Origin of the sequence: Cellulomonas sp. McL0617, from assembly GCF_049994875.1 — a bacterium.
In the GTDB taxonomy this organism is placed as follows: Bacteria; Actinomycetota; Actinomycetes; order Actinomycetales; family Cellulomonadaceae; genus Cellulomonas.
On sequence record NZ_CP188256.1, the window covers coordinates 3,851,563 to 3,871,525 of the forward strand.

At 71.5% G+C, this 19,963-nt stretch carries 19 protein-coding genes; 8 read left to right on the forward strand and 11 right to left on the reverse strand.

Annotation, left to right across the window (positions count from 1 at the left end; translation table 11 throughout):
* Window positions 1–2: 2 nt before the first annotated feature.
* Genes ACPPVS_RS17715 through ACPPVS_RS17730 form a run of 4 tightly spaced genes read left to right on the forward strand, consistent with a single transcriptional unit; the run spans window position 3 to window position 3,845 of the window.
* Window positions 3–947 (forward strand): carbohydrate ABC transporter permease, encoded by a 945-nt coding sequence (locus ACPPVS_RS17715; protein WP_426593550.1) that lies wholly within the window; start codon window positions 3–5, stop codon window positions 945–947.
* Window positions 944–1,852 carry a carbohydrate ABC transporter permease gene (locus ACPPVS_RS17720; RefSeq protein ID WP_426593551.1) on the forward strand — a complete coding sequence of 303 codons (909 nt, stop codon included), beginning with the start codon at window positions 944–946 and terminating at the stop codon, window positions 1,850–1,852. The genes ACPPVS_RS17715 and ACPPVS_RS17720 overlap by 4 nt, the downstream gene beginning before the upstream one ends.
* Window positions 1,852–2,784: a ribokinase gene (locus tag ACPPVS_RS17725; protein ID WP_426593552.1), complete on the forward strand. Its 933-nt coding sequence runs from the start codon at window positions 1,852–1,854 to the stop codon at window positions 2,782–2,784. The genes ACPPVS_RS17720 and ACPPVS_RS17725 overlap by 1 nt, the downstream gene beginning before the upstream one ends.
* A 29-nt stretch (window positions 2,785–2,813) precedes the next feature.
* Complete coding sequence (locus ACPPVS_RS17730; RefSeq protein WP_426593553.1) at window positions 2,814–3,845, forward strand: LacI family DNA-binding transcriptional regulator; 1,032 nt, start codon at window positions 2,814–2,816, stop codon at window positions 3,843–3,845.
* Here the strand turns inward: ACPPVS_RS17730 and ACPPVS_RS17735 are convergent.
* The 7 genes from ACPPVS_RS17735 to ACPPVS_RS17765 all read right to left on the reverse strand — a co-directional run bounded on the left by ACPPVS_RS17735 (window position 3,842) and on the right by ACPPVS_RS17765 (window position 11,235).
* The gene (locus ACPPVS_RS17735) at window positions 3,842–4,813 is read right to left on the reverse strand and encodes an IS481 family transposase (RefSeq protein WP_426593554.1); all 972 of its coding nucleotides are present in this window, start codon (window positions 4,811–4,813) and stop codon (window positions 3,842–3,844) included. The two genes, ACPPVS_RS17730 and ACPPVS_RS17735, sit on opposite strands and share 4 nt — an antisense overlap.
* Window positions 4,814–4,907: 94 nt before the next feature.
* Window positions 4,908–5,282, reverse strand: coding sequence for a monovalent cation/H(+) antiporter subunit G (mnhG, locus tag ACPPVS_RS17740; RefSeq protein ID WP_426593555.1), 375 nt, complete (start codon window positions 5,280–5,282; stop codon window positions 4,908–4,910).
* Entirely contained in the window at window positions 5,279–5,677 is a 399-nt protein-coding gene (locus tag ACPPVS_RS17745; RefSeq protein WP_426593556.1) for a monovalent cation/H+ antiporter complex subunit F, read from the reverse strand. The genes mnhG and ACPPVS_RS17745 overlap by 4 nt, the downstream gene beginning before the upstream one ends.
* The gene (locus tag ACPPVS_RS17750; RefSeq protein ID WP_426593557.1) at window positions 5,674–6,225 is read right to left on the reverse strand and encodes a Na+/H+ antiporter subunit E; all 552 of its coding nucleotides are present in this window, start codon (window positions 6,223–6,225) and stop codon (window positions 5,674–5,676) included. Before ACPPVS_RS17750 ends, ACPPVS_RS17745 begins: the two co-directional genes overlap by 4 nt.
* Window positions 6,222–7,763, reverse strand: coding sequence for a Na+/H+ antiporter subunit D (locus tag ACPPVS_RS17755; protein WP_426593558.1), 1,542 nt, complete (start codon window positions 7,761–7,763; stop codon window positions 6,222–6,224). Before ACPPVS_RS17755 ends, ACPPVS_RS17750 begins: the two co-directional genes overlap by 4 nt.
* On the reverse strand, window positions 7,760–8,227 hold the full coding sequence (locus ACPPVS_RS17760) for a Na(+)/H(+) antiporter subunit C (RefSeq protein ID WP_426593559.1): 468 nt from the start codon (window positions 8,225–8,227) through the stop codon (window positions 7,760–7,762). Before ACPPVS_RS17760 ends, ACPPVS_RS17755 begins: the two co-directional genes overlap by 4 nt.
* Window positions 8,224–11,235: a Na+/H+ antiporter subunit A gene (locus tag ACPPVS_RS17765; RefSeq protein WP_426593560.1), complete on the reverse strand. Its 3,012-nt coding sequence runs from the start codon at window positions 11,233–11,235 to the stop codon at window positions 8,224–8,226. The genes ACPPVS_RS17760 and ACPPVS_RS17765 overlap by 4 nt, the downstream gene beginning before the upstream one ends.
* Before the next feature lie 365 nt (window positions 11,236–11,600).
* On the opposite strand from ACPPVS_RS17765, the gene ACPPVS_RS17770 reads away from it, so the two are divergent.
* The 3 genes from ACPPVS_RS17770 (at window position 11,601) to ACPPVS_RS17780 (ending at window position 15,607) form a co-directional block, all read left to right on the forward strand.
* Window positions 11,601–13,694, forward strand: a complete 2,094-nt coding sequence (locus tag ACPPVS_RS17770; RefSeq protein WP_426593561.1) for a (Fe-S)-binding protein — start codon at window positions 11,601–11,603, stop codon at window positions 13,692–13,694.
* 117 nt (window positions 13,695–13,811) lie between these two features.
* Window positions 13,812–14,339 carry an RNA polymerase sigma factor gene (locus ACPPVS_RS17775; protein WP_426593562.1) on the forward strand — a complete coding sequence of 176 codons (528 nt, stop codon included), beginning with the start codon at window positions 13,812–13,814 and terminating at the stop codon, window positions 14,337–14,339.
* Window positions 14,336–15,607, forward strand: a complete 1,272-nt coding sequence (locus ACPPVS_RS17780; RefSeq protein WP_426593563.1) for a hypothetical protein — start codon at window positions 14,336–14,338, stop codon at window positions 15,605–15,607. The genes ACPPVS_RS17775 and ACPPVS_RS17780 overlap by 4 nt, the downstream gene beginning before the upstream one ends.
* 64 nt (window positions 15,608–15,671) lie before the next feature.
* Here the strand turns inward: ACPPVS_RS17780 and ACPPVS_RS17785 are convergent, their stop codons facing one another.
* Window positions 15,672–17,093: a hypothetical protein gene (locus ACPPVS_RS17785; RefSeq protein ID WP_426593564.1), complete on the reverse strand. Its 1,422-nt coding sequence runs from the start codon at window positions 17,091–17,093 to the stop codon at window positions 15,672–15,674.
* Window positions 17,090–17,632 (reverse strand): sigma-70 family RNA polymerase sigma factor, encoded by a 543-nt coding sequence (locus ACPPVS_RS17790; protein WP_426593565.1) that lies wholly within the window; start codon window positions 17,630–17,632, stop codon window positions 17,090–17,092. Before ACPPVS_RS17790 ends, ACPPVS_RS17785 begins: the two co-directional genes overlap by 4 nt.
* A gap of 127 nt (window positions 17,633–17,759) precedes the next feature.
* Here ACPPVS_RS17790 and ACPPVS_RS17795 point away from each other — a divergent pair, with 127 nt between their 5' ends.
* Window positions 17,760–18,230: a nitroreductase/quinone reductase family protein gene (locus ACPPVS_RS17795; RefSeq protein WP_426593566.1), complete on the forward strand. Its 471-nt coding sequence runs from the start codon at window positions 17,760–17,762 to the stop codon at window positions 18,228–18,230.
* Here ACPPVS_RS17795 and ACPPVS_RS17800 read toward each other — a convergent pair.
* Both ACPPVS_RS17800 and ACPPVS_RS17805 read right to left on the reverse strand, forming a co-directional pair.
* Window positions 18,218–19,483 (reverse strand): threonine/serine ThrE exporter family protein, encoded by a 1,266-nt coding sequence (locus ACPPVS_RS17800; protein ID WP_426593567.1) that lies wholly within the window; start codon window positions 19,481–19,483, stop codon window positions 18,218–18,220. The genes ACPPVS_RS17795 and ACPPVS_RS17800 overlap by 13 nt on opposite strands.
* Window positions 19,484–19,499: 16 nt before the next feature.
* The gene (locus tag ACPPVS_RS17805) at window positions 19,500–19,916 is read right to left on the reverse strand and encodes a MarR family winged helix-turn-helix transcriptional regulator (protein ID WP_426593568.1); all 417 of its coding nucleotides are present in this window, start codon (window positions 19,914–19,916) and stop codon (window positions 19,500–19,502) included.
* Window positions 19,917–19,963: the final 47 nt, after the last annotated feature.

A 19,963-nucleotide genomic window follows, 5' to 3' on the forward strand; every position in this document is an offset into this window, starting at 1 on the left:
ACGTGTCGAACGTCGAGACACCCCTGGGCGGGGCTGCGGACATGCAGCCCCGCCCGGTCGGGCGCACCAAGCGGCGCAGGCTGAGCAAGGACGGGTTCTGGGCCGTCGTCTTCCTCGCCCCGGCCTTCCTGTCGATCTTCGTGCTGCGTCTCTCGCCCGCGATCGGCGCCTTCTGGTCGAGCCTGTTCTCGGGGCTGCCCGGCAGCGTGGTCGAACCCACGTTCAGCGGCCTGGCCAACTACCAGGCGCTGCTCGCCGACAAGGCCTTCCTCGCGACGATCCTGCGCACGCTCTTCTTCAACGTCGTCGTGAACCCGTTACAGCTGGCCGTGGCGCTGTTCATCGCGTTCGTGCTGACCCGCAACGTCCCGGCGCGCGGCCTGTGGCGCACGTTGGTGTTCATCCCGGCGACGCTGCCGATCGTCGGATCGAGCATCGCGTGGGGTGTCGCGCTGCAGCCGAACGGCCCGGTCAACGCAATCATCGAGGCACTCGGGGGCAACGCCCAGCCGTTCTTCTCCTCGCCGACGCAGGCGCTCGCGTCGATCATGCTCGTCGTCTCCTGGATCGGCATCGGCTACTGGATGATCTTCCTCATCGCCGGTCTCGAGTCGATCTCCGAGGAGTACTACGAGGCTGCTCGGCTCGACCGCGCCGGGCCCGTGCGCACCTTCGTCTCCATCACGGTGCCGCTGCTCAAGCGCCCGCTCCTGTTCGTCCTCGTCGCCAACACCGTGGCCAACTTCGTGCTCTTCGCGCCCATCCAGCTCATCACCAACGGTGGTCCGCAGAACAGCACCAACCTCTTGATGTTCGACGCGTACCGGACGACGTTCTACTACAACAACCGCAACCTGGGTGCCGCAGAGGTCGTGATCCTGACCGCGATCATGCTGTTCTTCGTCGCGCTCCAGTTCCGGCTGCTGCGAGAGGAGAAGACCCGATGACCGGAGTCGCCCTCAGCCCCGCACCGACTGTCACGCCTGTCGGACCTCGGCCCTCACGCCGGCGGCAGCGGCGCCGACCCGAGAAGCCCGTCAACCTCGTCGCGACCGTCATCGCGGTCGTCGTCGGCATGATCTTCATCCTGCCGGCGGTCTGGATCTTCGTCGGTTCGCTGCGACCCGACGAGGAGACGTTCGCGAGCCTGGGCGTGGCCTCGTGGCGGATGGTCGTGCCGCGATCGGTCTCGCTCGACAACTACGCCGCGATCCTGACCAACGGCTTCGGCCGGGCGCTGGCGAACTCGGTGGTCGTCTGCCTGCTCACCGTCGCGATCGGCCTGGTGGTGACCGTCCTGGCCGCCTACGCGCTGGCCGTGCTGCGGTTCCCCGGCCGGCGCTTCGCGTTCGGGTTCGTCGTCATCGCCTTCATGGTGCCGTTCGAGGCCATCGCGATCCCCCTGTCCAGCCAGTTCACCGACTGGCACCTGAGCAACACACTGATCGCGCTCGTGCTGCCCGGCATCGGCGACGGGCTCGCGATCTTCAACCTGCGCCAGTTCTTCCTCGGCGTGCCCGGATCCTTCCGGGAGGCGGCCAAGATCGACGGAGCGGCCGAGCCGCGCATCCTCGCGTCGATCTACCTGCCCATGAGTGGCGCGGCCCTGGTGAACAGCGCCCTGCTGATCTTCCTCGGCCAGTGGAGCGCGTACCTGTGGCCGCTCCTGATCGTCAGCGACCCCCACCTCCAGGTGGCACCGATCGCGCTCGCCAAGACGTTCAGCGAGCACAGCGCCAGCTACGGCCAGAACTTCGCCGGGTCCGTGATGCTCGCCCTCGTCCCGGCGGTGCTCATGTTCGTCCTGCTGCGGTTCTTCGGCGGGCTGTCCATCAACAGCGGGGAGAAGTGATGTCCGCCAACGTGCTCGTCGTCGGGTCGGCGAACCTCGACTTCATCATCAAGGTCGGGGTCCCGCCCCGGCCCGGTCAGACCGTCCTGGCCAAGCAGATGGTCCGCCACCCCGGCGGCAAGGGTGCCAACCAGGCCGTCGCCGCCGCTCGGATGGGTGCCGACGTGCAGTTCGTCGGGTGCGTCGGCGACGATGCCGACGGCGAACGCGTCTTGCGCGACCTGCGGGCCGAGGGCATCGACATGTCGATGGTCGAGATCGTCGCCAACGTGCACACCGGGCTCGCCCTCGTCTCCGTGTTCGACAGCGGCGAGAACTCGATCACGGTGGTCCCCGGCGCCAACTTCGCGCTGCGGCCCGAGCGCGTCCGGCGTGCCGTCGCGTCCAGCGCCGGCACGCGTACCGTCCTCGTCCTGCAGGCCGAGGTCCGGCCCGCGGTCGCCGAGGCCGCGGTGGCCGAAGCGTCCCTGGTGCCCGGGACGCGCGTGGTGCTGAACCTCGCGCCGTACGTGCCGGCGTCCGCCGAGGTCCTGGCGGCGTGCGACCCGCTCGTCCTCAACCAGTCCGAGGCGGCCGACCTCGTCGGGTACCCAGTCCCGGACCCGGCGGCCGCGCGGCGGGCACTCGTCGACATCGCGCCGTCGGTGCGCTCCGTGGTCATCACGCTGGGCGGCGACGGGGCGGTCTGGGCGCAGGGGTCCGCCTCCGGGCTCGTACCCGCACCCGCCGTGAGCGCGGTGGTCGACTCCACGGGCGCCGGCGACGCGTTCGTCGGCGCCCTCGCCGCGGAGCTCGCGCACGACGACTCGCTCGAGCGGGCCGTCGAGGTCGGCGTCCGGGCCGGATCGTTCGCGGTCGAGCGCTTCGGGGCGCAGTCGTCCTACCCGATGCGGTCGCAGCTGGAGGCATTCTCCGGGGGGCCGGTAGCCTGACGAACCGGACCCGGAGAGAGGGAGTCGTGGTGGCCACACGCGCGGACGTCGCGGCGATGGCCGGTGTGTCACCCGCGGTCGTGAGCTACGTGCTCAACGGTGGCCCCCGGCCCGTCTCCGCGGAGGCGCGCGCCCGCGTGCTGGCCGCGGTCGAGGCGTTCGACTACCGCCCGAACGCGATCGCGTCCGCCCTGCGCGGCGGTTCCACGCGAGCGATCGGCCTGCTCATCCCGAGCACGGTCAACCCGTACTTCGCCGAGCTGGCCGACGCGATCGAGGGCGAGCTCTACACCTCGGGCAACCTGCTCTCGGTCGGCATCACCGACGATGCCGCTCGTGAGCGCGTCCACCTGCGGTCACTCATCGACCGGCGCGTGGACGGCATCATCCTCATCTCCTCGCGCTCGCTGGCCAGCGTCGAGCGCCGCAGGGAGACGCCACCCATCGTCGTGGTCGACCGCGTCGAGAGCGCCGACGGGTCGCGCACCGTCTCGAGCGTGCACGTGGACAACGTCGCCGACTCGGCCTACGCGGTCGAGCACCTGCAGGGCTGGGGGCACCGTCTCATCGGCTGCGTCGCGGGCCCGTGGCCCGTCCCGGCCTGCGGCGAGCGGGTCCGGGGCTGGCGTCAGCAGCAGGACGCCATCGGCGCGCCGAGCGGCGACGAGCTGGTGGCGCACGCCGAGTTCACCGCCGACGGCGGCGCCGAGGCGACGTACGCGCTCCTCGGCGCTGACGCCCGCGCCATCAGCGTGCACGACGCCCGGCCCACCGCACTCTTCGTCAGCTCCGACGCCCAGGCGCACGGCGTCCTGCACGCCTGCGCCGTCCTCGGGCTGCGCGTCCCGGAAGACGTCTCGATCGTGAGCTTCGACGGCACACAGTCGGCGCGGTTCACCAACCCGCCGCTGACCACGATGCGCCAGCCCATCCAGTCGCTCGGCACCACCGCCGCCCGGCTGCTGCTGGAGGCCGTCCAGCAGCCCGACCTCGAACCCAAGGCCGTCGTTTTCCACAGCAACCTGGTGCTCGGTGCGAGCGTGGCCGCACCCGCGAGCTAGTTGTACTGACCCGGAGCGTTGTTGACGCGGTCGATGGGGCGTTGGCCGCCGATGCCGAGGTGGGGTCGTTCCAGGTTGTAGTGCGTCAGCCAGATGGGCAAGAGGGTGGCGCGCTCGTCGTTGGAGGCGAAAACGCGGGAGTAGGCCCACTCGGTGGCCAGGGTGCGGTTGAGTCGCTCGACTTTGCCGTTGGTCCAGGGGCAGTGCGGCTTGATGAACTTGTGCACGATGCCCAGCTCGAGGACGGCATCGCGGAACGCGAGCGATCGGCGGTATGAGAATGCGTTATCGGTGATCAGCCGCTCGACCGCGATGCCGTGGGCGGCGTAGAACGCGATCGCACGGGTCAGGAACGCGGCAGCCGTCGCACCCTTCTCGTCGTCATGGATCTCGGCGTAGGCCAACCGGGAGTGGTCATCGATGGCTGTGTGCACATAGTCATAGCCCAGACCCCGGCCACGAACTTCTTCGCTGCGCCCGTGCGCTCTCCAGCCGCCGCCGTCGGGGATACGGCCGAGCTTCTTGACGTCGATGTGCACCAGTGAACCCGGGTAGGGATGCTCGTACCGGTTCGCTGAACGGCGCGAGGCCCGGATCAACTGCCCGGTCAACGGGTCACACTCGCGCAGGCACGGGACGTGGTGTCGCACCAGGATCCGCCCGACCGTCGAGGCTGGCAGCCCCAGGTGGTGACCGATCCAGACCGGGCCACGACGAGTGAGCATCCGCGCGATCCGGACCCGGGTCTCCACACACGCCGCGGTGCGGTGCGGGTGGTGGTGCGCCACGCTCGAACGATCGATGAGCCCGGGTTCGCCCTCGGCCTGGAACCGACGCCACCACTTCCACGCCGTGGTGCGCGAGACCCCGAGCTCGGCCGCGACATGCGCCACCGGACGACCCTCCGCGATCCGCTGCACCATCAACAGCCGGCCAACCGGCAACATCCGCGCACTACCGTGAGACACGAGAGACCTCCGTGTGATCGAGCCGGGTTCCTAGACAGTCCCCACTCGACCCGGAGGTCTCTCGCTACGTCAACAACCCTCGTGGTCAGTACATCTAGTCCTCGCGCTCCGCCGACCGCTCGGTCGCCCGTTCCATGTCCGACGTCAGCTCGTCGACCACCAGCAGGTCGTCGCGGATCTTGCCGGTTCGGTAGCCCGCGCGGCCGACCATGTGCGCGGCGACGGGCGCGGTGAGCATCTGGAACACCGCGACGAGCACGAGCGCCCAGACAGCGCCTCCGGAACGCAGCCGCAGGGCCAGCCCGATCAGCACGAGCACCAGGCCCAGCACCTGCGGCTTGGTCCCCGCGTGCATGCGCGACAGCAGGTCGGGGAAGCGCAGCACGCCGACCCCGGCCGCGAAGGCGAGGAAAGCGCCGCCGATCAGGCAGATGGCCGACGCCACGTCGGCGACCGTCGTCCAGGTCATCGGACCTCCCCGTCGTGCCGCTCGTCGGCATCCGCGCGGCGACCCGTCCGGCGGGCCTCCTCGGCGTCGTCCTCGGCGGCGATCCGCTCGGCCTCCTGCGCGGCGATCTCCTCACGGGTGCGGACGCGGCCCTCACCCTCGGGCTCGACGGACGCGAACCGCGCGATGGTCACCGACCCGACGAAGCCCACCATCGACAGGACGACGAGGATCGGGACGACGTCGGTGCGGCGGTGGATCGCGGCGTACAGGGCGATCGCCGCGATCATCGTCGTGACGACGATGTCCAGACCGACGGTCCGGTCGAGCATGGACGGGCCCTTCTCCACGCGGACGACCGCCAGGACCGCTCCCGCGGTGAGCAGGACCCCGCAGACGATGGCGACGACGGTCACCTGTGCACCCCCAGCCCGGCCGCGGCCAGCTCCTCGTCCGACGCGAACGCGCGCAGCACCCGCTCCTCCTGGTCGAGCACCGACTGGCGCGCCGCCTCGATCCCGCCCGACTGCCGCACGTCCAGCACGTGCAGGTAGAGCTTCCCCGTGAGCCGGTGCGCCTCGACCACCAGCGAGCCGGGCACGAGCGACGCGAGCTCGGCCGTCATGGTCAGGTAGAGGTCGGAGTGGCTGCGCAGCTGCACGCCGATCACCGCGCCGCGCGTCTGGTAGCCGGGCCGCAGGGCGATCAGGCTGACCTCGAACGACGCCTTGACCAGGTCGACAGCGAACCGCGCGAAGAGCCGGACGATCCCCAGCGGGCGCAGCCGACCGTGGAAGTCGATGGGGGCCATGCGCAGGCCGTTGGTGACCAGGAAGCCGATGAGCAGCCCGGCCAGCACGTTGCCGACCGACACGTCGCCCCACAGGAGCACCCAGACGACCGTCAGCCACAGGATGGTCGGCCACTGGGTGTGCCAGCGCAGCCGGCGGTGGTGCGGGCTCATCCGTGACCTCCGTCCGTCGACGCGTCGGCCGACTTGCCGGAGCCGCGCTCGCCGTCCGGGAGGACGGCGGTGATGTAGGGCGTGCGTTCCTTCAGCGCGGCCGCCGCGCGGTCCGTGTAGCCGTACAGCGGGCCGGCGGCGAAGGTGAGCAGCAGGCCGACGCCGATCAGCGCGGCCGTGGGGGCCACCATGCCGAACGGGAGGCGCACCGGCGGGCGCACCTCGGCGGGCGTCTGCCAGAACGCCTTGTTCCATGCCTTCACCAGCGCGTACAGCGTGAGCAGCGACGTGACGACGCCGCCCGCGACCAGGATGTACGTCAGCGTGGTTCCCTGTTGTACACCGGCTTCCAGGAGGCCCACCTTGCCCAGGAACCCGGAGAGCGGAGGGATGCCGGCGAGGTTCATGGCGGGCACGAAGAACAGGATCGCGAGCAACGGGGCGGCCTTCGCCAGGCCACCCAGGCGGGTCAGCGACGTGGACCCGCCCGCGCGCTCGATCAGGCCCACCACCAGGAACAACGCGGTCTGGACGGTGATGTGGTGCACCACGTAGTAGATCGACGCCGAGTAGCCGGCCTGCGTGGACAGGGCAATGCCGAACACCATGTAACCGATGTGGCTGACCAGCGTGAAGCTCAGCAGTCGCTTGATGTCGTCCTGCGCGACCGCGCCCAGGATGCCGACCACCATCGTCGCGAGCGCGGCCCACATGAGCACGTCGTCCAGCTGGCCGCCCGGGAACAGCAGCGTCTGCGTCCGGATGATCGCGTAGACGCCGACCTTGGTCAGCAGGCCGGCGAACACCGCCGTGACCGGCGCGGGTGCGGTCGGGTAGGAGTCCGGCAGCCACGCGGACAGCGGGAAGACCGCCGCCTTGATGGCGAACGCGAGCAGGAGCATCACCTGCAGCACGAGCCGGACGCCGGGGTCGATCTCGGGCAGCCGGAGGGCCAGCTGCGCCAGGTTCACCGTGCCCGTGGCGGCGTAGATCATGGCGATCGCCACGAGGAACAGGACCGAGCTCAGCAGGGCGACGACGATGTAGATGGTGCCCGCGCGGATGCGCTCACCGCTCCCGCCGAGCGTGATGAGCACGTACGACGCCGCGAGCAGGATCTCGAACCCGACGTAGATGTTGAACAGGTCGCCGGACAGGAACGCGTCGGCGACGCCCGCCGCCAGCACGAGGAACGTCGGGTGGTAGATCGAGACCGGCGCCGACTCCTCGTCGTCCTCGCTGCCCTGGGCCAGCGAGTAGAGCAGCACGCACAGGGTGACCGCCGCGGAGATCGTGAGCATGAGCGAGGACAGCCGGTCCGCGACGAGGTTGATCCCCACCGGCGCGGCCCAGTCGCCGACGTCGACCACCAGCGGTCCGTCGTCGGCGAGCACGAGCAGGGTGATCGAGGCTGCCAGCACCAGGCTGAGCGCGGTGACGCTGACGATGCGCTGCAGGTTCGGGCGGCGGTAGAGCGCGAGCGCGAGGCCCGCGGAGAACAGCGGGATCGCGACGGGGAGCGGGACGACCCAGTTCACAGGGCGCCCCGGTCCGTCTCGTCGCGGGCCTCGGCGGCCTCGTCGTCGAGCGACTGGCCGGAGCCCTCGGTGTCCGCGTCCGTCATGGCCCGCTCGTCGCGCGCGGCCAGCCGGGCGATGCGACGGTCCTCGACGTCGTCCTGGACCTCGTCGTGCCGGTGCAGCTGCCAGGAGCGGTAGGCCAGCGCGAGCAGGAACGCCGTCATGCCGAGCGTGATGACGATCGCCGTCAGCACCATGGCCTGCGGGAGCGGGTCGGACATCGGCCCGTCGCCGACGCCGACGATGGGCGGCCGGCCCGCGGCGCCGCCGGCCACCAGGAACAGCAGGTTGGCGCCGTTGCCGATGAGGATGACCCCGATCAGGACCCGGCTGAGCGAGCGTTCCAGCAGCAGGTAGACGCCGGCCGCGAAGAGCACGCCGATGGTGACGACGAGGACGAGGTTGGGGCTCATGTCGATCATCGAATGTCGCCGCCGCCGTCTGGAAGGGCATCGCTGAACGCCGTGATCCGCTCGGACGCGCCCCCGCCGACCGGGTCCTCGCCCGTCTCCGCGCGCCGGTCGATCTCGGCGCCGAGGCTGCGCAGGATGTCGAGCACGAGCCCGACGACGACGAGGTAGACGCCGACGTCGAAGAACAGGCTGGTCACCAGGTGCACGTCGCCGACGACCGGGATGTGCAGGTCCCAGATCCACGACTCGAGCACCGAGCCGCCCACGAGCAGCGCGACGAGCCCGACGCCGGCCGACAGGAACAGCCCGAGGCCCAGCAGCAGACCGGGTTGCACGGGGGCCGCCTCGCCGAGCTCGTACCGACCGCCCGCGAGGTAGCGGACGATCAGCGCGATCCCCGTCACCAGGCCCGCGGCGAACCCGCCGCCCGGGGCGTTGTGGCCGCTGAACAGCAGGAAGACCGAGTAGACGATCATCGTGTGGAAGAGCAGCCGGACGACCACCTCGAAGATGATCGACCGCCGCTGCGGCGCGAGCGTCCGGCCTGCCTGCAGCCACTCCCGGTCGCGGGCGGCGCTCGACGGCGCGCCCGACTCGTCGGGGGTGGGCTGGACGCGCAGGGCGGCCATCGGGTCGCTCGACCCGCCCCACACCGCGCGGTCACGCTGCGCATCCTGCGCCCGGAAGATCGCGCCGGTCCGTCGGGACAGGAACACCAGGGACGCGACGCCGGTCGCGGCCACCAGCAGCACCGAGATCTCGCCCATCGTGTCCCAGGCGCGGATGTCGACGAGGGTCACGTTGACGATGTTCTTGCCGCCGCCCCACGTGACGGCCTCGGCGGCGAAGTCGGCCGACACCGGCAGGTGCAGGCGCGCGCCGGGCGCGACCAGGGCGACCCCGGCCACGACCAGCCCGACTGCCAGCCCCAGACCGAGGCGCACCCAGCGGCTGGCCACCAGGGGACGGTCGGAGAAGTACGGGGGCAGCCGTCTCAGGACGAGGACGAAGACCACGAGCGTCACGGTCTCGACGAGCACCTGCGTGAGCGCGAGGTCCGGTGCGCCGTGCAGCAGGTACAAGCCCGCCATCGCATAGCCGCCGACGCCCAGCAGGATCACGGCCTTGAGGCGTCGTCGGGCCCGCGTGACCAGCAGCGCGGACGCGATCACGGCCGCCGCGAACACCGCCTGCGCCGGGTCGTCCCAGACCGTGTAGTGGCTGGGCAGGGCGGTCCCGGCGAGCAGCGGGACGCCGACGGCGAGCACGAACACCACGAGGATCAGTCCGAGGTAGATCGGCAGCGAACCGCGCTGGGTGACGGCGGTGACGTCGGCCGCGCCATCGTCGAGACGCCGCATGAACCGGCGGTACAGGTGGTCGGCCTCGGGACCGCGGTACAGCCCGGACTGCAGCCGCTCGACGCGGTCGCGCACCACGAACAGCAAGGCGCCGCTCAGCAGGATCGCCAGAGTGAGCACGAACGTCGGCGTGATCCCGGCCCAGAGCACGAGGTGTCCCGGCTCTCCCTCCGGGTAGGTGTTGGCGTAGGGCAGCAGCAGGTGTTCGCCCAGCTGGGGCAGGAGCGCGACCGCGAGCCCGAGCGCGCCGAGGATCATGGCCGGCCAGACCAGCAGCAGCGACGGGTGGGAGATGGGCGCCGGCGTGGCGTCCGCGTGGGCGGCATCGCCCAACGAGGTGTCCGAGTCCGTCACGTTCGCGGGTGCCACCGCTCGCTTCGTCGCGAATGCCCCCCACCACAGGCGCAGCCCGTAGGCGACCGTCAGCACCGAGCCCACCGCCACCGCGGCGAGGATCACGGGGTCGTGGTGCAGCGACTCGAGCGCCGACTCCTTGGCCACGTACCCCGCGAACGGGATCAGGCCGATCATGCTCGCGGTGGCCAGGGCACCGGCGAGCGCCGTCAGCGGCAGCGTGCGACCGACCCCCGAGAGCCGCCGCAGGTCGCGCGTGCCCGTGGCGGCGTCCACGACCCCGACGACGAGGAACAGGGCGGCCTTGAACATCGCGTGCGCGCCGAGCATGGCCAGCCCCGCGAGCGCGGCGGACCGTGTCCCAAGACCGACCATGAGGACGATGAGCCCCAGCTGGCTGACCGTGCCGAACGCGAGGATCAGCTTGAGGTCGTGCTGACGCAACGCCCGGTACCCACCGAGCAGCATCGTCCCGCAGCCGAGCACGACGATCGTCCAGTGCCACGTCGGGTCCTGGGAGTAGGCCGGCGCGAACCGGGCGACGAGGTAGACGCCGGCCTTCACCATCGCCGCCGCGTGCAGGTACGCCGACACGGGCGTCGGGGCGGCCATCGCGGCGGGCAGCCAGAAGTGGAACGGGACGAGCGCGGACTTGGTGATGGCTCCGGCCAGGATGCAGACGATCGCGACGGTCACCGCGGTCGTCCCGTGCGGCGGGTGGTCGATCACCTCCGACAGCCGGTAGGTGCCCGCGGCCTCGCCCAGCAGGATGATGCCGACGAGCATCGCAAGACCGCCCGCGGTGGTGATGACGATCGCCTGCATCGCCGCGCGACGGCTCGCCTTGCGTTCGGCGTAGTGCCCGATCAGCAGGTACGACGTGACGGTGGTGAGCTCCCAGAACACGAAGAGCATGAGCATGTCGTCGGCCGTGACCAGGCCGAGCATCGCGCCCTCGAACGCCACGAACACGGCCGCGAACCGCCCCAGCCCGCTGGCCGTCGTCGTGAAGTACGCCGAGCAGTAGACGAGCACCAGGGCGCCGACGCCGCCCACGATCAGCGTCATGAACCACGACAGGGTGTCCAACCGGAACGTCAGCTCGATGCCCAGCGACGGGATCCACTCGACGCTCTGCGTGGGACCGTCGCCGCGCTGCACCGCGGACGTCCAGCTCAGCGCCCAGACCGCCGCGCTGGCCGGTGCGAGCGCGAGCACCCAGAACGCCTTGCGGCCCATCAACCGGACGAGCACGGGCGCGACGAGGGCTGCAACCACCTGGATGGTGAGCAACAGCAGCAACGTCCGGCTCCGTCCTGGTGGGGCGGGGTCTGGGTCGATCTGTGGGGTGGGTCAGCAGGCAGGTGCAGGCACGCACGGCGAACGCGTTCAGCGCCCCCGTGATGCACTTCGGATTGGTCTCCACCCTATCAACGCGTCCGAGGCAACCGACGGAGACCACCCACGATCCGCCCGCCCGGCCGCCCACCCGTCTGCCCGTCCGCCCGGCCTCGAGAACGGCAGTCAGGCACGAGAACGGCAGCTCAAACTGCCGTTCTCGCGACGAAATGCCGTTCTCGTCGGGCAGCCGCACGGAGCGGGTTGGCGGCACAGCGGCGGGCCGGGTCAGCCGCACCTTCAGGTGCGCGACCAGTACCGTGGCGCCCGTGGATGCACTGCAGTGGACCTGCCTGTCGGTCGTCGTCGTCGCGACGGTGGTCGGCGTGGCGATCTTCGGGCGCGGGGTGGCCGCGATCGTCCGGACGGTCCGCGTCGGGCGGGCGCTGCCCGGACGGTGGACGCCTGTCGGGCCGCGCACGCGGACGCTCCTCAGGGAGGTGTTCGGGCATGGTCGGTTCCAGCACAGGCCCGTGGTCAAGGTCGCGCACTGGGTGGTGATGATCTCGTTCCCGCTGCTCTTCCTCGCGCTGGTCACGGGGTACGGGCAGGTGGTCGACGCGGAGTTCACGCTGCCGCTGATCGGCAGCTTCGCACCGCTCGAGTGGGCGATCGAGGCGTTCGCGTGGGTCGCGCTGCTGGGCATCCTGGCGTTGATCGTCCTTCGGATCCGTCTCCAGCCGCGCGGCCCGGACGCCCGCCGGTCGCGGTTCTTCGGGTCGCACCAGCTGCGCGCGTTCTACGTCGAGGGCACCGTGCTCGCGGTCGTCCTGGCGGTGATCCTCATCCGCGCGCTCGAGTACGCGCTGGGCGAGGGCAGCGCGTGGCACTTCCCGCTCACGGCGTGGTTGGGGTCGATGTGGGACGGGGTTCCGACGACGACGCTCGAGGCCGCCGTGGTCGTCGTCGCGACCGTCAAGATCGTCGTGTCGATGTCCTGGTTCGTGGTCGTCGGTCTGCAGCCGACCATGGGCGTCGCGTGGCACCGGTTCCTCGCGGTGGTGAACGTCTACGCGCGGCGCGAGCCGTCCGGCGCGGTCGCGCTCGGACCGCTGCAGCCGCTGCGGACCCCCGCCGGCGAGACCATCGACCTGGCCGCCCTGGAGGACCTTCCCGACGATGCGCGCCTCGGCGTCGGAGCGATCGAGGACTTCACGTGGAAGGGCCTGCTCGACTTCTCGACGTGCACCGAGTGCGGCCGCTGCCAGGACCAGTGCCCGGCGTGGGCGACGGGCAAGCCGCTCAGCCCCAAGCTGCTGACGCTCGCGCTGCGCGACCATGCCGCCGCGACGGCGCCCTACCTGCTCCCGGAGCCCGACGAGTCCCACGCGGGAGTCGACCTGCTCGGCGGCGGCATCGTCGACCCCGACGTGCTCTGGGCGTGCACCAGCTGCGGCGCGTGCGTCCAGCAGTGCCCGGTCGACATCGAGCACGTCGACGCGATCGTGGACATGCGTCGCTACCAGGTGCTGATGGAGTCGGCGTTCCCCAAGGAGCTCGGCGGCACGTTCACCAAGCTCGAACGGCAGGGGAACCCGTGGGGGCTGCCCGCGCGGCAACGGCTGGCGTGGGCCAAGGGGCTGGACTTCGACGTGCCGGTGCTCGGGGTCGACGTCGAGTCGGCCGCCGAGATCGAGTACCTGTTCTGGGTCGGCTGCGCGGGCGCGTACGAGGACCGCGCGATCCGCACGACGAAGGCCGTCGCCGAGCTGCTGCACACGGCGGGCGTCAGCTTCGCGGTGCTCGGCGACGGCGAGTCCTGCACCGGCGACCCGGCCCGCCGCGCGGGCAACGAGATCCTGTTCCAGATGCTCGCGAGCGCCAACGTCGAGATGCTCAACGAGGTCGGGGCGACAAAGATCGTCGTCACCTGCGCGCACTGCTTCAACACGATCTCCCGCGAGTACCCGCAGCTCGGTGGCCGCTACGAGGTGGTCCACCACACGGAGCTGCTCAACACCCTGGTCGCGGACGGTCGGCTGGTGCCCATGGACGCCGGCGACGAGCGCGCCATCACCTACCACGATCCCTGCTACCTCGGCCGGCACAACCAGGTCTACGCCCCGCCGCGCGACCTGCTCGGCGCGATCCCGGGCCTGACCGTGACCGAGATGCCGCGGAACAAGGAGCAGTCGTTCTGCTGCGGCGGAGGCGGTGCCCGCGTCTGGATGGAGGAGACCATCGGTACGCGGATCGGCACGGCGCGCGCCGAGGAGGCCCTGGCCACCGGCGCGTCGACCATCGCGACCGCCTGCCCGTTCTGCACGGTCATGCTGACCGACGGCGTCGCGGCCGCGGGCGGCGCGGCCGAGGTCTCCGACATCGCCGTCCTGCTGCTGGACCGCGTCCGCGAAGCCCCCTGACGTCGGCCCGGTTCACGCTCATCCGGGTGAACCGGCCGGTCGCGCACAACCGAACGCTCGTTCCGGTCGTCTAGGTACCAGGACGTCGGGACGGTCGACGAGAGACGGGTTGCGTGCATGGGGGACGAACGTCTGGCCGGGCTCGTCCGGGATCGGGGTCCGGCGCTCGTCGCCTACGCGTTCCTGCTCACGGGTGAGTACGCGTCCGCGCAGGACCTCGTTCAGGAGGCGCTCGTCAGGACCTTCTCCCGGCGCAGGTCCGCGGCCGACGTCGAGTGGCTCGAGGCGTACGTCCGTCGCGCGATCCTGAACGTCTTCTCCGATGGTTATCGCAAGGACCGACGGTGGTCCGCCGCGGCACCGACGCTGGCTGATCGACTCCCGACGGCCGACAACCCGGACATCACGGCCATCGACCGCACCGACGTCCGTGCGGCACTGGTGTCCCTCCCACCGCAGCAGCGTGCGGCGGTCGTCCTGCACCACGTCGACGACCTCTCGGTGCGCGAGGTGGCCGAGCGGATGGGGGTCGCACCGGGCACGGTCAAGCGCTACCTCCACGATGCGCGACAGCGCCTCGGCTCGCTGCTGAGCGAGCACGACGGAGACCACATCGACGTCACAGCGATCCGGAGGCCTCGATGAACGAGTTCCGCGACGGGGTCGAGAGCCTGACCCGCGACGTCGCTGCGCACTACCGGAGCACCGCCGGCATCTCCGTGCAGGTGGTCGAACGCGCTGCCCGTCGTCGACGTCGCCGGCGCGAGTCGCTCCTCGCCGCGGCGTCCTTCGCGGTCGTGGCCGTGCTCGGGCTCGGCGCCACCGCACTCGTGGAACGTCCCGCGCCGACGCCTCCGGTCGGTCACCCGACGTCATCGGCGACCCCCACAGCCACACCCACACCGACGCCCTCGCCGACGCCCTCGCCCTCGCCGACCACGACGCGCACCCTCGCGACGAAGGACGCGGCCGCCGAGCCGGACGGCTGGGCCATGACCGACGCGACCTGGGACTCTGTGGGTCCGGGCTGGGCGCTCACGGTGTTCTCGACGATGGCGTACGTCCCGGACGACGACAACGGGCACTTCGACCCCGCCGGCACGCAGGCGCTGTTCCTCGTCGCGCCGGACGGCACGACGTACCGGGTCCTGTCTCTGCCGACCGAATCCGGCGAGGCGCAGGTCATGTGGTGGGACGCCGCCCGAGGCAAGGCATGGCTCTTCTACAAGGGCATCGAGGAGAGCTGGGGCGCCGCCGAGGTCGACCTGCGCACGGGAGACCAGGGCCGGATTGCGCTCCCCACGAACGTCCTGGGTGCCGACCCGGCTCCCGTTCGGCAGCTGCCCGACGGCCGCATGCTGTGGGCCGATGCGGACCCGTACTTCGGCGTCCCGCTCGGAGGTCTGTTCTGGCAGCAGACCGACGGGTCGTTCTCGACGATCGCAGGCCCGACGCAGATCGAGGGCGATGCCTGGCTCGACCCCACAGGCGCGAGACTGGTCTACCTGGCCCCCGACGCGGCCGGCGGCGGCGTCTCGCTCGTCACGTACGAGCTCCAGTCCGGTGCCACGCAGACCGTCGACCTGGGCAGCCCACCGCAGGGCATTCGGTGCAGCGTCCAGGACGTCCGCGAGGCGTCGGTGCTGGTGAGCTGCGACGACCCCGACACGTTCGGCCAGCTCCACTACGACGTGTCGCTGACCGGCGACTGGCACACCTCGTCCGACAGCGGCTCGTCACCGCGCCTGGTCCACGACATGCTGGTGTGCGGCGCGTCCGAGCTGCCGTGGAGCCCAGGCGGTCGCGTGCTCCCGGCGCCCTTGGCCGCACAGGGGTGGTACGACGCGCTCGTGCTCCCGGCAGTCCCAGGGGCGCCGCTCTCGATCCCGAAGGCGGGCGCGTGCGGCGAGTGAGCTGACCCGGCCCGGTCGCCGACATCGCGATCCGCGTGCCCGGCCGGATGCGGGCCCTGCAGGGTCAGTCGCCGCCCTGGGTCTGCGGCGGCCCGGTCAGGGCCGGCGTGACCCCGAGGCTGGTGAACCAGCCAGGACTGCCGGTCACCAGGCTCCTGATGGTGCCGGCGACCGGGTCGATGGCGACCAACGACGACGTCGCCGGGCCGTCGATCGAGAACGGCCTGAGCGTCGCGAGCACCTCGGAGCCGTGGACGCCGTACACGAACAGGTTCGGGTCGCCGCCGGCGGCGAGCGGGCGCACACCCTCGGCGTCGACCTCCCACCACCTGGCTTGGGCCTCCGCCGGCCCGAAGGTACCGGCGATCAGCCGGTCCCCCACCCGCCACACCCCACCGAGGCTGACCGCGTCCGGCATCCCGACGAGCAGGCGGGGGGAGCCGGACGTCACGGGTACGAGCCAGAGCTCGCTCCCGACCCCCAACCCGAACGCGTCCGTCCCACCGTGGGCGCACTGCATGAGGACGTCGTCGTCATCGACCCACGACCAGGCACGGCACGCCGCCGGTCGGGCGGGATAGGGCGACGGGAGCGCGACCGGGGAGAGCCCGTCGAGCGCGACCGCGGTGGGTCCCGCCACGTCGTTGAGGACCACCCGGGTCGACGAAGGGTTCACCAGCCAGCCGGCGCTGCTCCACTGCTCCTCGAAGGGGGCCGTCTCCGCGCGGATCGCGCCGTCCGCGGTCAACCGACGCAGCACCGCCCTGGACGTGCCGCCGTCGAGGGGCTGGCCCGGGTCGACGAGCACGTCGGTGCTGCCGTCGTGCGCGAACCCGATGGTCCCCCACCTGCCGAGCGTCGGACGTGACTCGCCCGAGAGCAGGTCCAGCACGCGGGTCGCACCGTCGTCGACGTTCTCCGCCAGCACCATTGAGCTCCCCGGGAGCCAGTCGAGGAGGTACCAGCCGGCCGGGTCGGTCGGCGTCGGGACGACGAACGGGCGTCCGTCCGGGCTGATCAGATAGATCGCCGCCGGGTCGATGACGCTCTCGTCCTGGGCCCTTGTGCCGTACTGGACCAGGTGCCAGTCGGCGCCGGCCGAGGCCAGCATCCCCGGAGCCATGGGCTGTGCCCCCCGGAACGTCGCAGGCTCTGGGGTCGACATCGACGTGGCGCTCGGCGACGGCCCGGCGATGGTCGTCGGCGAGGGCGTCGGGGTCGGTGTCGCGGTCGGGGCGTCCGTGACGGACGGCACCGGAAGGGCCGGGGGCGGCACCCGCGCGCCCGACAGCTGCACGGCGACCGCGACGGCGGCGACCACGGCAGCTGCGGACAGCGCGGTCGACCCGGTCCGGACGGCACGCCGGCGGCGCACCCGGCGAACCAGGCCACCTACCTCGGTGGCCGGGTCGGGGGCGGACAGGGCGGCTGCGGCGCGCTCGTGGTCGGCGAAGCCGCGCAGGGCTGCCGCGAAGTCCTCGCTCATGACGGCTTCCCTTCCCGACCGATCACGCGGGCGGTCTCGAACTCGTGCGGGGCATCCGCGAGGGCGAGCGTGGTGCGCAGCTTCGCGGTGGCGTCGGAGAGATAGCGCTTGACCGCGCCCTCGGACAGGTGGAGCGCAGCGGCGATCTCCGCGACCGGCAGGTCGTCGAAGTGACGCAGCACGATGCACGCGCGCTCCCGGGGGGAGAGCAGGGCCAGAGCCGCGCCCACGTCGACCGACGCCGTCGCGGCGTTCTCCGCCCCGGGCACCTGGCCGTCGTCGAAGAGGTGCGCCTTGCCCTGCCAGGTCCGGCGGCGGCGGGTCTGGTCGAGGAACACCGTGCGGATCGCCTGGCGCACGTAGCCCTCGGCCGCGTGGATCTCGGTCACGGCGCGAGGCCGGGCGAAGGTCTTGACGAGCGCGTCATGGACCAGGTCCTCCGCGTCCCGGCGGTCGACGACGAACAGGCACGCGTAGGCGACGAGGGCCGATCGCCGCTCGCGCACCATCTCGTCGAGCACACCTCGCCAGTGCGCCATCGAGCTCCTCCCCCTGTCGGTTGATGCCTCAACGGCCTCGACCGACGAAACGTTGGGGTGATCATGCGGCAGCGACGGGCCGACCTCACAATGGGTCCACAGCACTTACCAGGGAGGTCCGACCGCCATGCCCGAGCCACTCGGCCCGCGCGACAGCGAGACCCGTCGGCAGGACGCGCTGTACCGGTTGGGCCACGACGTCGACGCCTGGGTCGCGACGACCGACGCGGACAGCGGCGCACCGCGCCTCACGCCGTTGTCCTTCCTGTGGCACGACGACGCGATGCTCTTCGCGACGACGACCGGCAGCCCGACCGGACGGAACCTTGCGGCCAACCCGTCGGTCCAGGTGGGCTTGGGGCTGACCCGCGACGTCGTCCTGGTGCAGGGGACGGTCGACGTGACCCCGGCCGACTCCCTGGACCGGGAGCTCGGCGACGCGTTCGCGGGCAAGGCGGGCTTCGACCCTCGTCGCCAAGCGGGCCTGTACTCCTACTTCCGGCTCACGCCGCACAGCATCCAGGTGTGGCGCGAGGAGGACGAGCTGGCAGGCCGCTGGCTCATGCGCGACGGGGCCTGGACGGTTCAGCGCTCGTAGGCCCACGTGCGGTCGGTGAGCATGCGGGCGATGGCCAGGCCGATGGCGAGCGAGGCGACGACGAGCGCGGCCTCGACGCCGGCCGCCAGCGCGTCGATCGTGTCGCCGTTCGAGATGGAGAAGACGCTCTGGTAGAGCAGCACGCCGGGCACCATGATCGTCACGGCCGGCACGTAGACGGTGATCCGGGGGACGTCGAGGCGCGGGGCCACCACGGCGGTGAGCAGCCCGACCAGGAGGGCCGCGAGCGCGGCCGCTACCTGCGGGGGTGCGCCCGTGCCCAGGAACCAGATGCGCGGCACGTTGGCCAGCATGCCGATCACGGCGGCCGCCAGCGCGATCCGCCAGGGGCTGTTGAACATGAGGGCGAAGCCGAGCACGCCGACGAAGCTCGCCACGAACCGCAGCGCGAGGAGCGGCCCGGGGTCGAGTGCGGGCGGGGCGGGCGGATGCGGCGTGAGGCTCACGACGAGGGACAGCGCCCAGACCGCGAGCGCGGCCGACGTCACGATCATCACGGCGTAGGTCAGGCGGGCGACGCCGGCCGAGAAGTCCATCTTCGCGAGGTCGAGGAAGCCGGTCACCAGCGGGAACCCCGGGACGAGGAACAGGACGGCCGCGATGTACCCCGCCTGGTGCGGCACCTCGGTGATGCCGGTGGCATCGAGCAGCGAGACGAACCCGAGGTACCCGAAGCAGGCCACGAGCGCGCAGAGCATGGTCACGGCGAACGGATTGACGCCGCGGTGGACCAGCGCGCGACGCAGCGCCTGACCGAGGAACGCTCCGACGAAGACCCCGACGATCTCGGTCACGCCCCCGCCGGTCAGGAAGGAGAACGCGGCACAGGCGATCGCCGCCCAGACCGCGCCCAGCACCAGCGGGTAGAGCGGGGGCTTGGCCGCGATGCGGTCCAGGGACTCGGTGACGTCGTCGACGCTCGTCCGGCCGGTGGCGTCGAGTCGACCGGCCAGCTGCTCGAGCGCGGCGAGCCGGTCGACGTTGATGCCGATCGCGCGCACCTCGGTCACCTCGGTGCGAAAGCTGGCGCCGCGGTGCGAGGTGGTCGTGATCTCGGTCAGCGTCACCTGCGCCTCGTGCCGGTCGATGCCCAGCGCGCGGGCCACCCGCGCCATCGACGCCTTGACGCGGTACGAGCCGGTCCCCGACGACAGGCTGAGGCGACCCACCCGCAGCACCACCCCGGAGCGGCGGATCAGCTCGAGCTCGTCGTCGTCGGGGTCGGTGGCCACACGGCCCATGATGGCGTCAGTCGGCGCCGACCACACGCAGCAGCCGCAGGAGCTCTGCCTGTTCCGGCGACGACAGCCGCGCGAGCCGGTCGGCGACGTGCTCGTGCCGCAGGTGGCGGGTCGCGGCCAGGACGTCGTGCCCGGCCGGCGTCAGCTCGACCAGCGTCGCGCGCCGGTCGGTCGGGTCGGGCAGCCGCCGGACCAGGCCCTCGGACTCGGCCGCGTCGACCTTCGAGGTGACCGACCGCGGCGCCACGGCGAGGGCGTCGGCGAGCGCTCCCGGTCGCTGTGCGGAGCCGCAGTCGTGGAGCGTGCGCAGGAACCGCAGCTGCCCCGGGGCGTACGGCCCGGTCTCGCGACGGACCCCGCGAAGGACCGCGTAGAGGAGCTCGAGCAGCTCGCCGGAAGCATCGCGCTCGCGTTCGGTGTTCACACAGCGGAGGCTATCGCAACTTGTGAGCCAGTCACATAGTGAGCTAA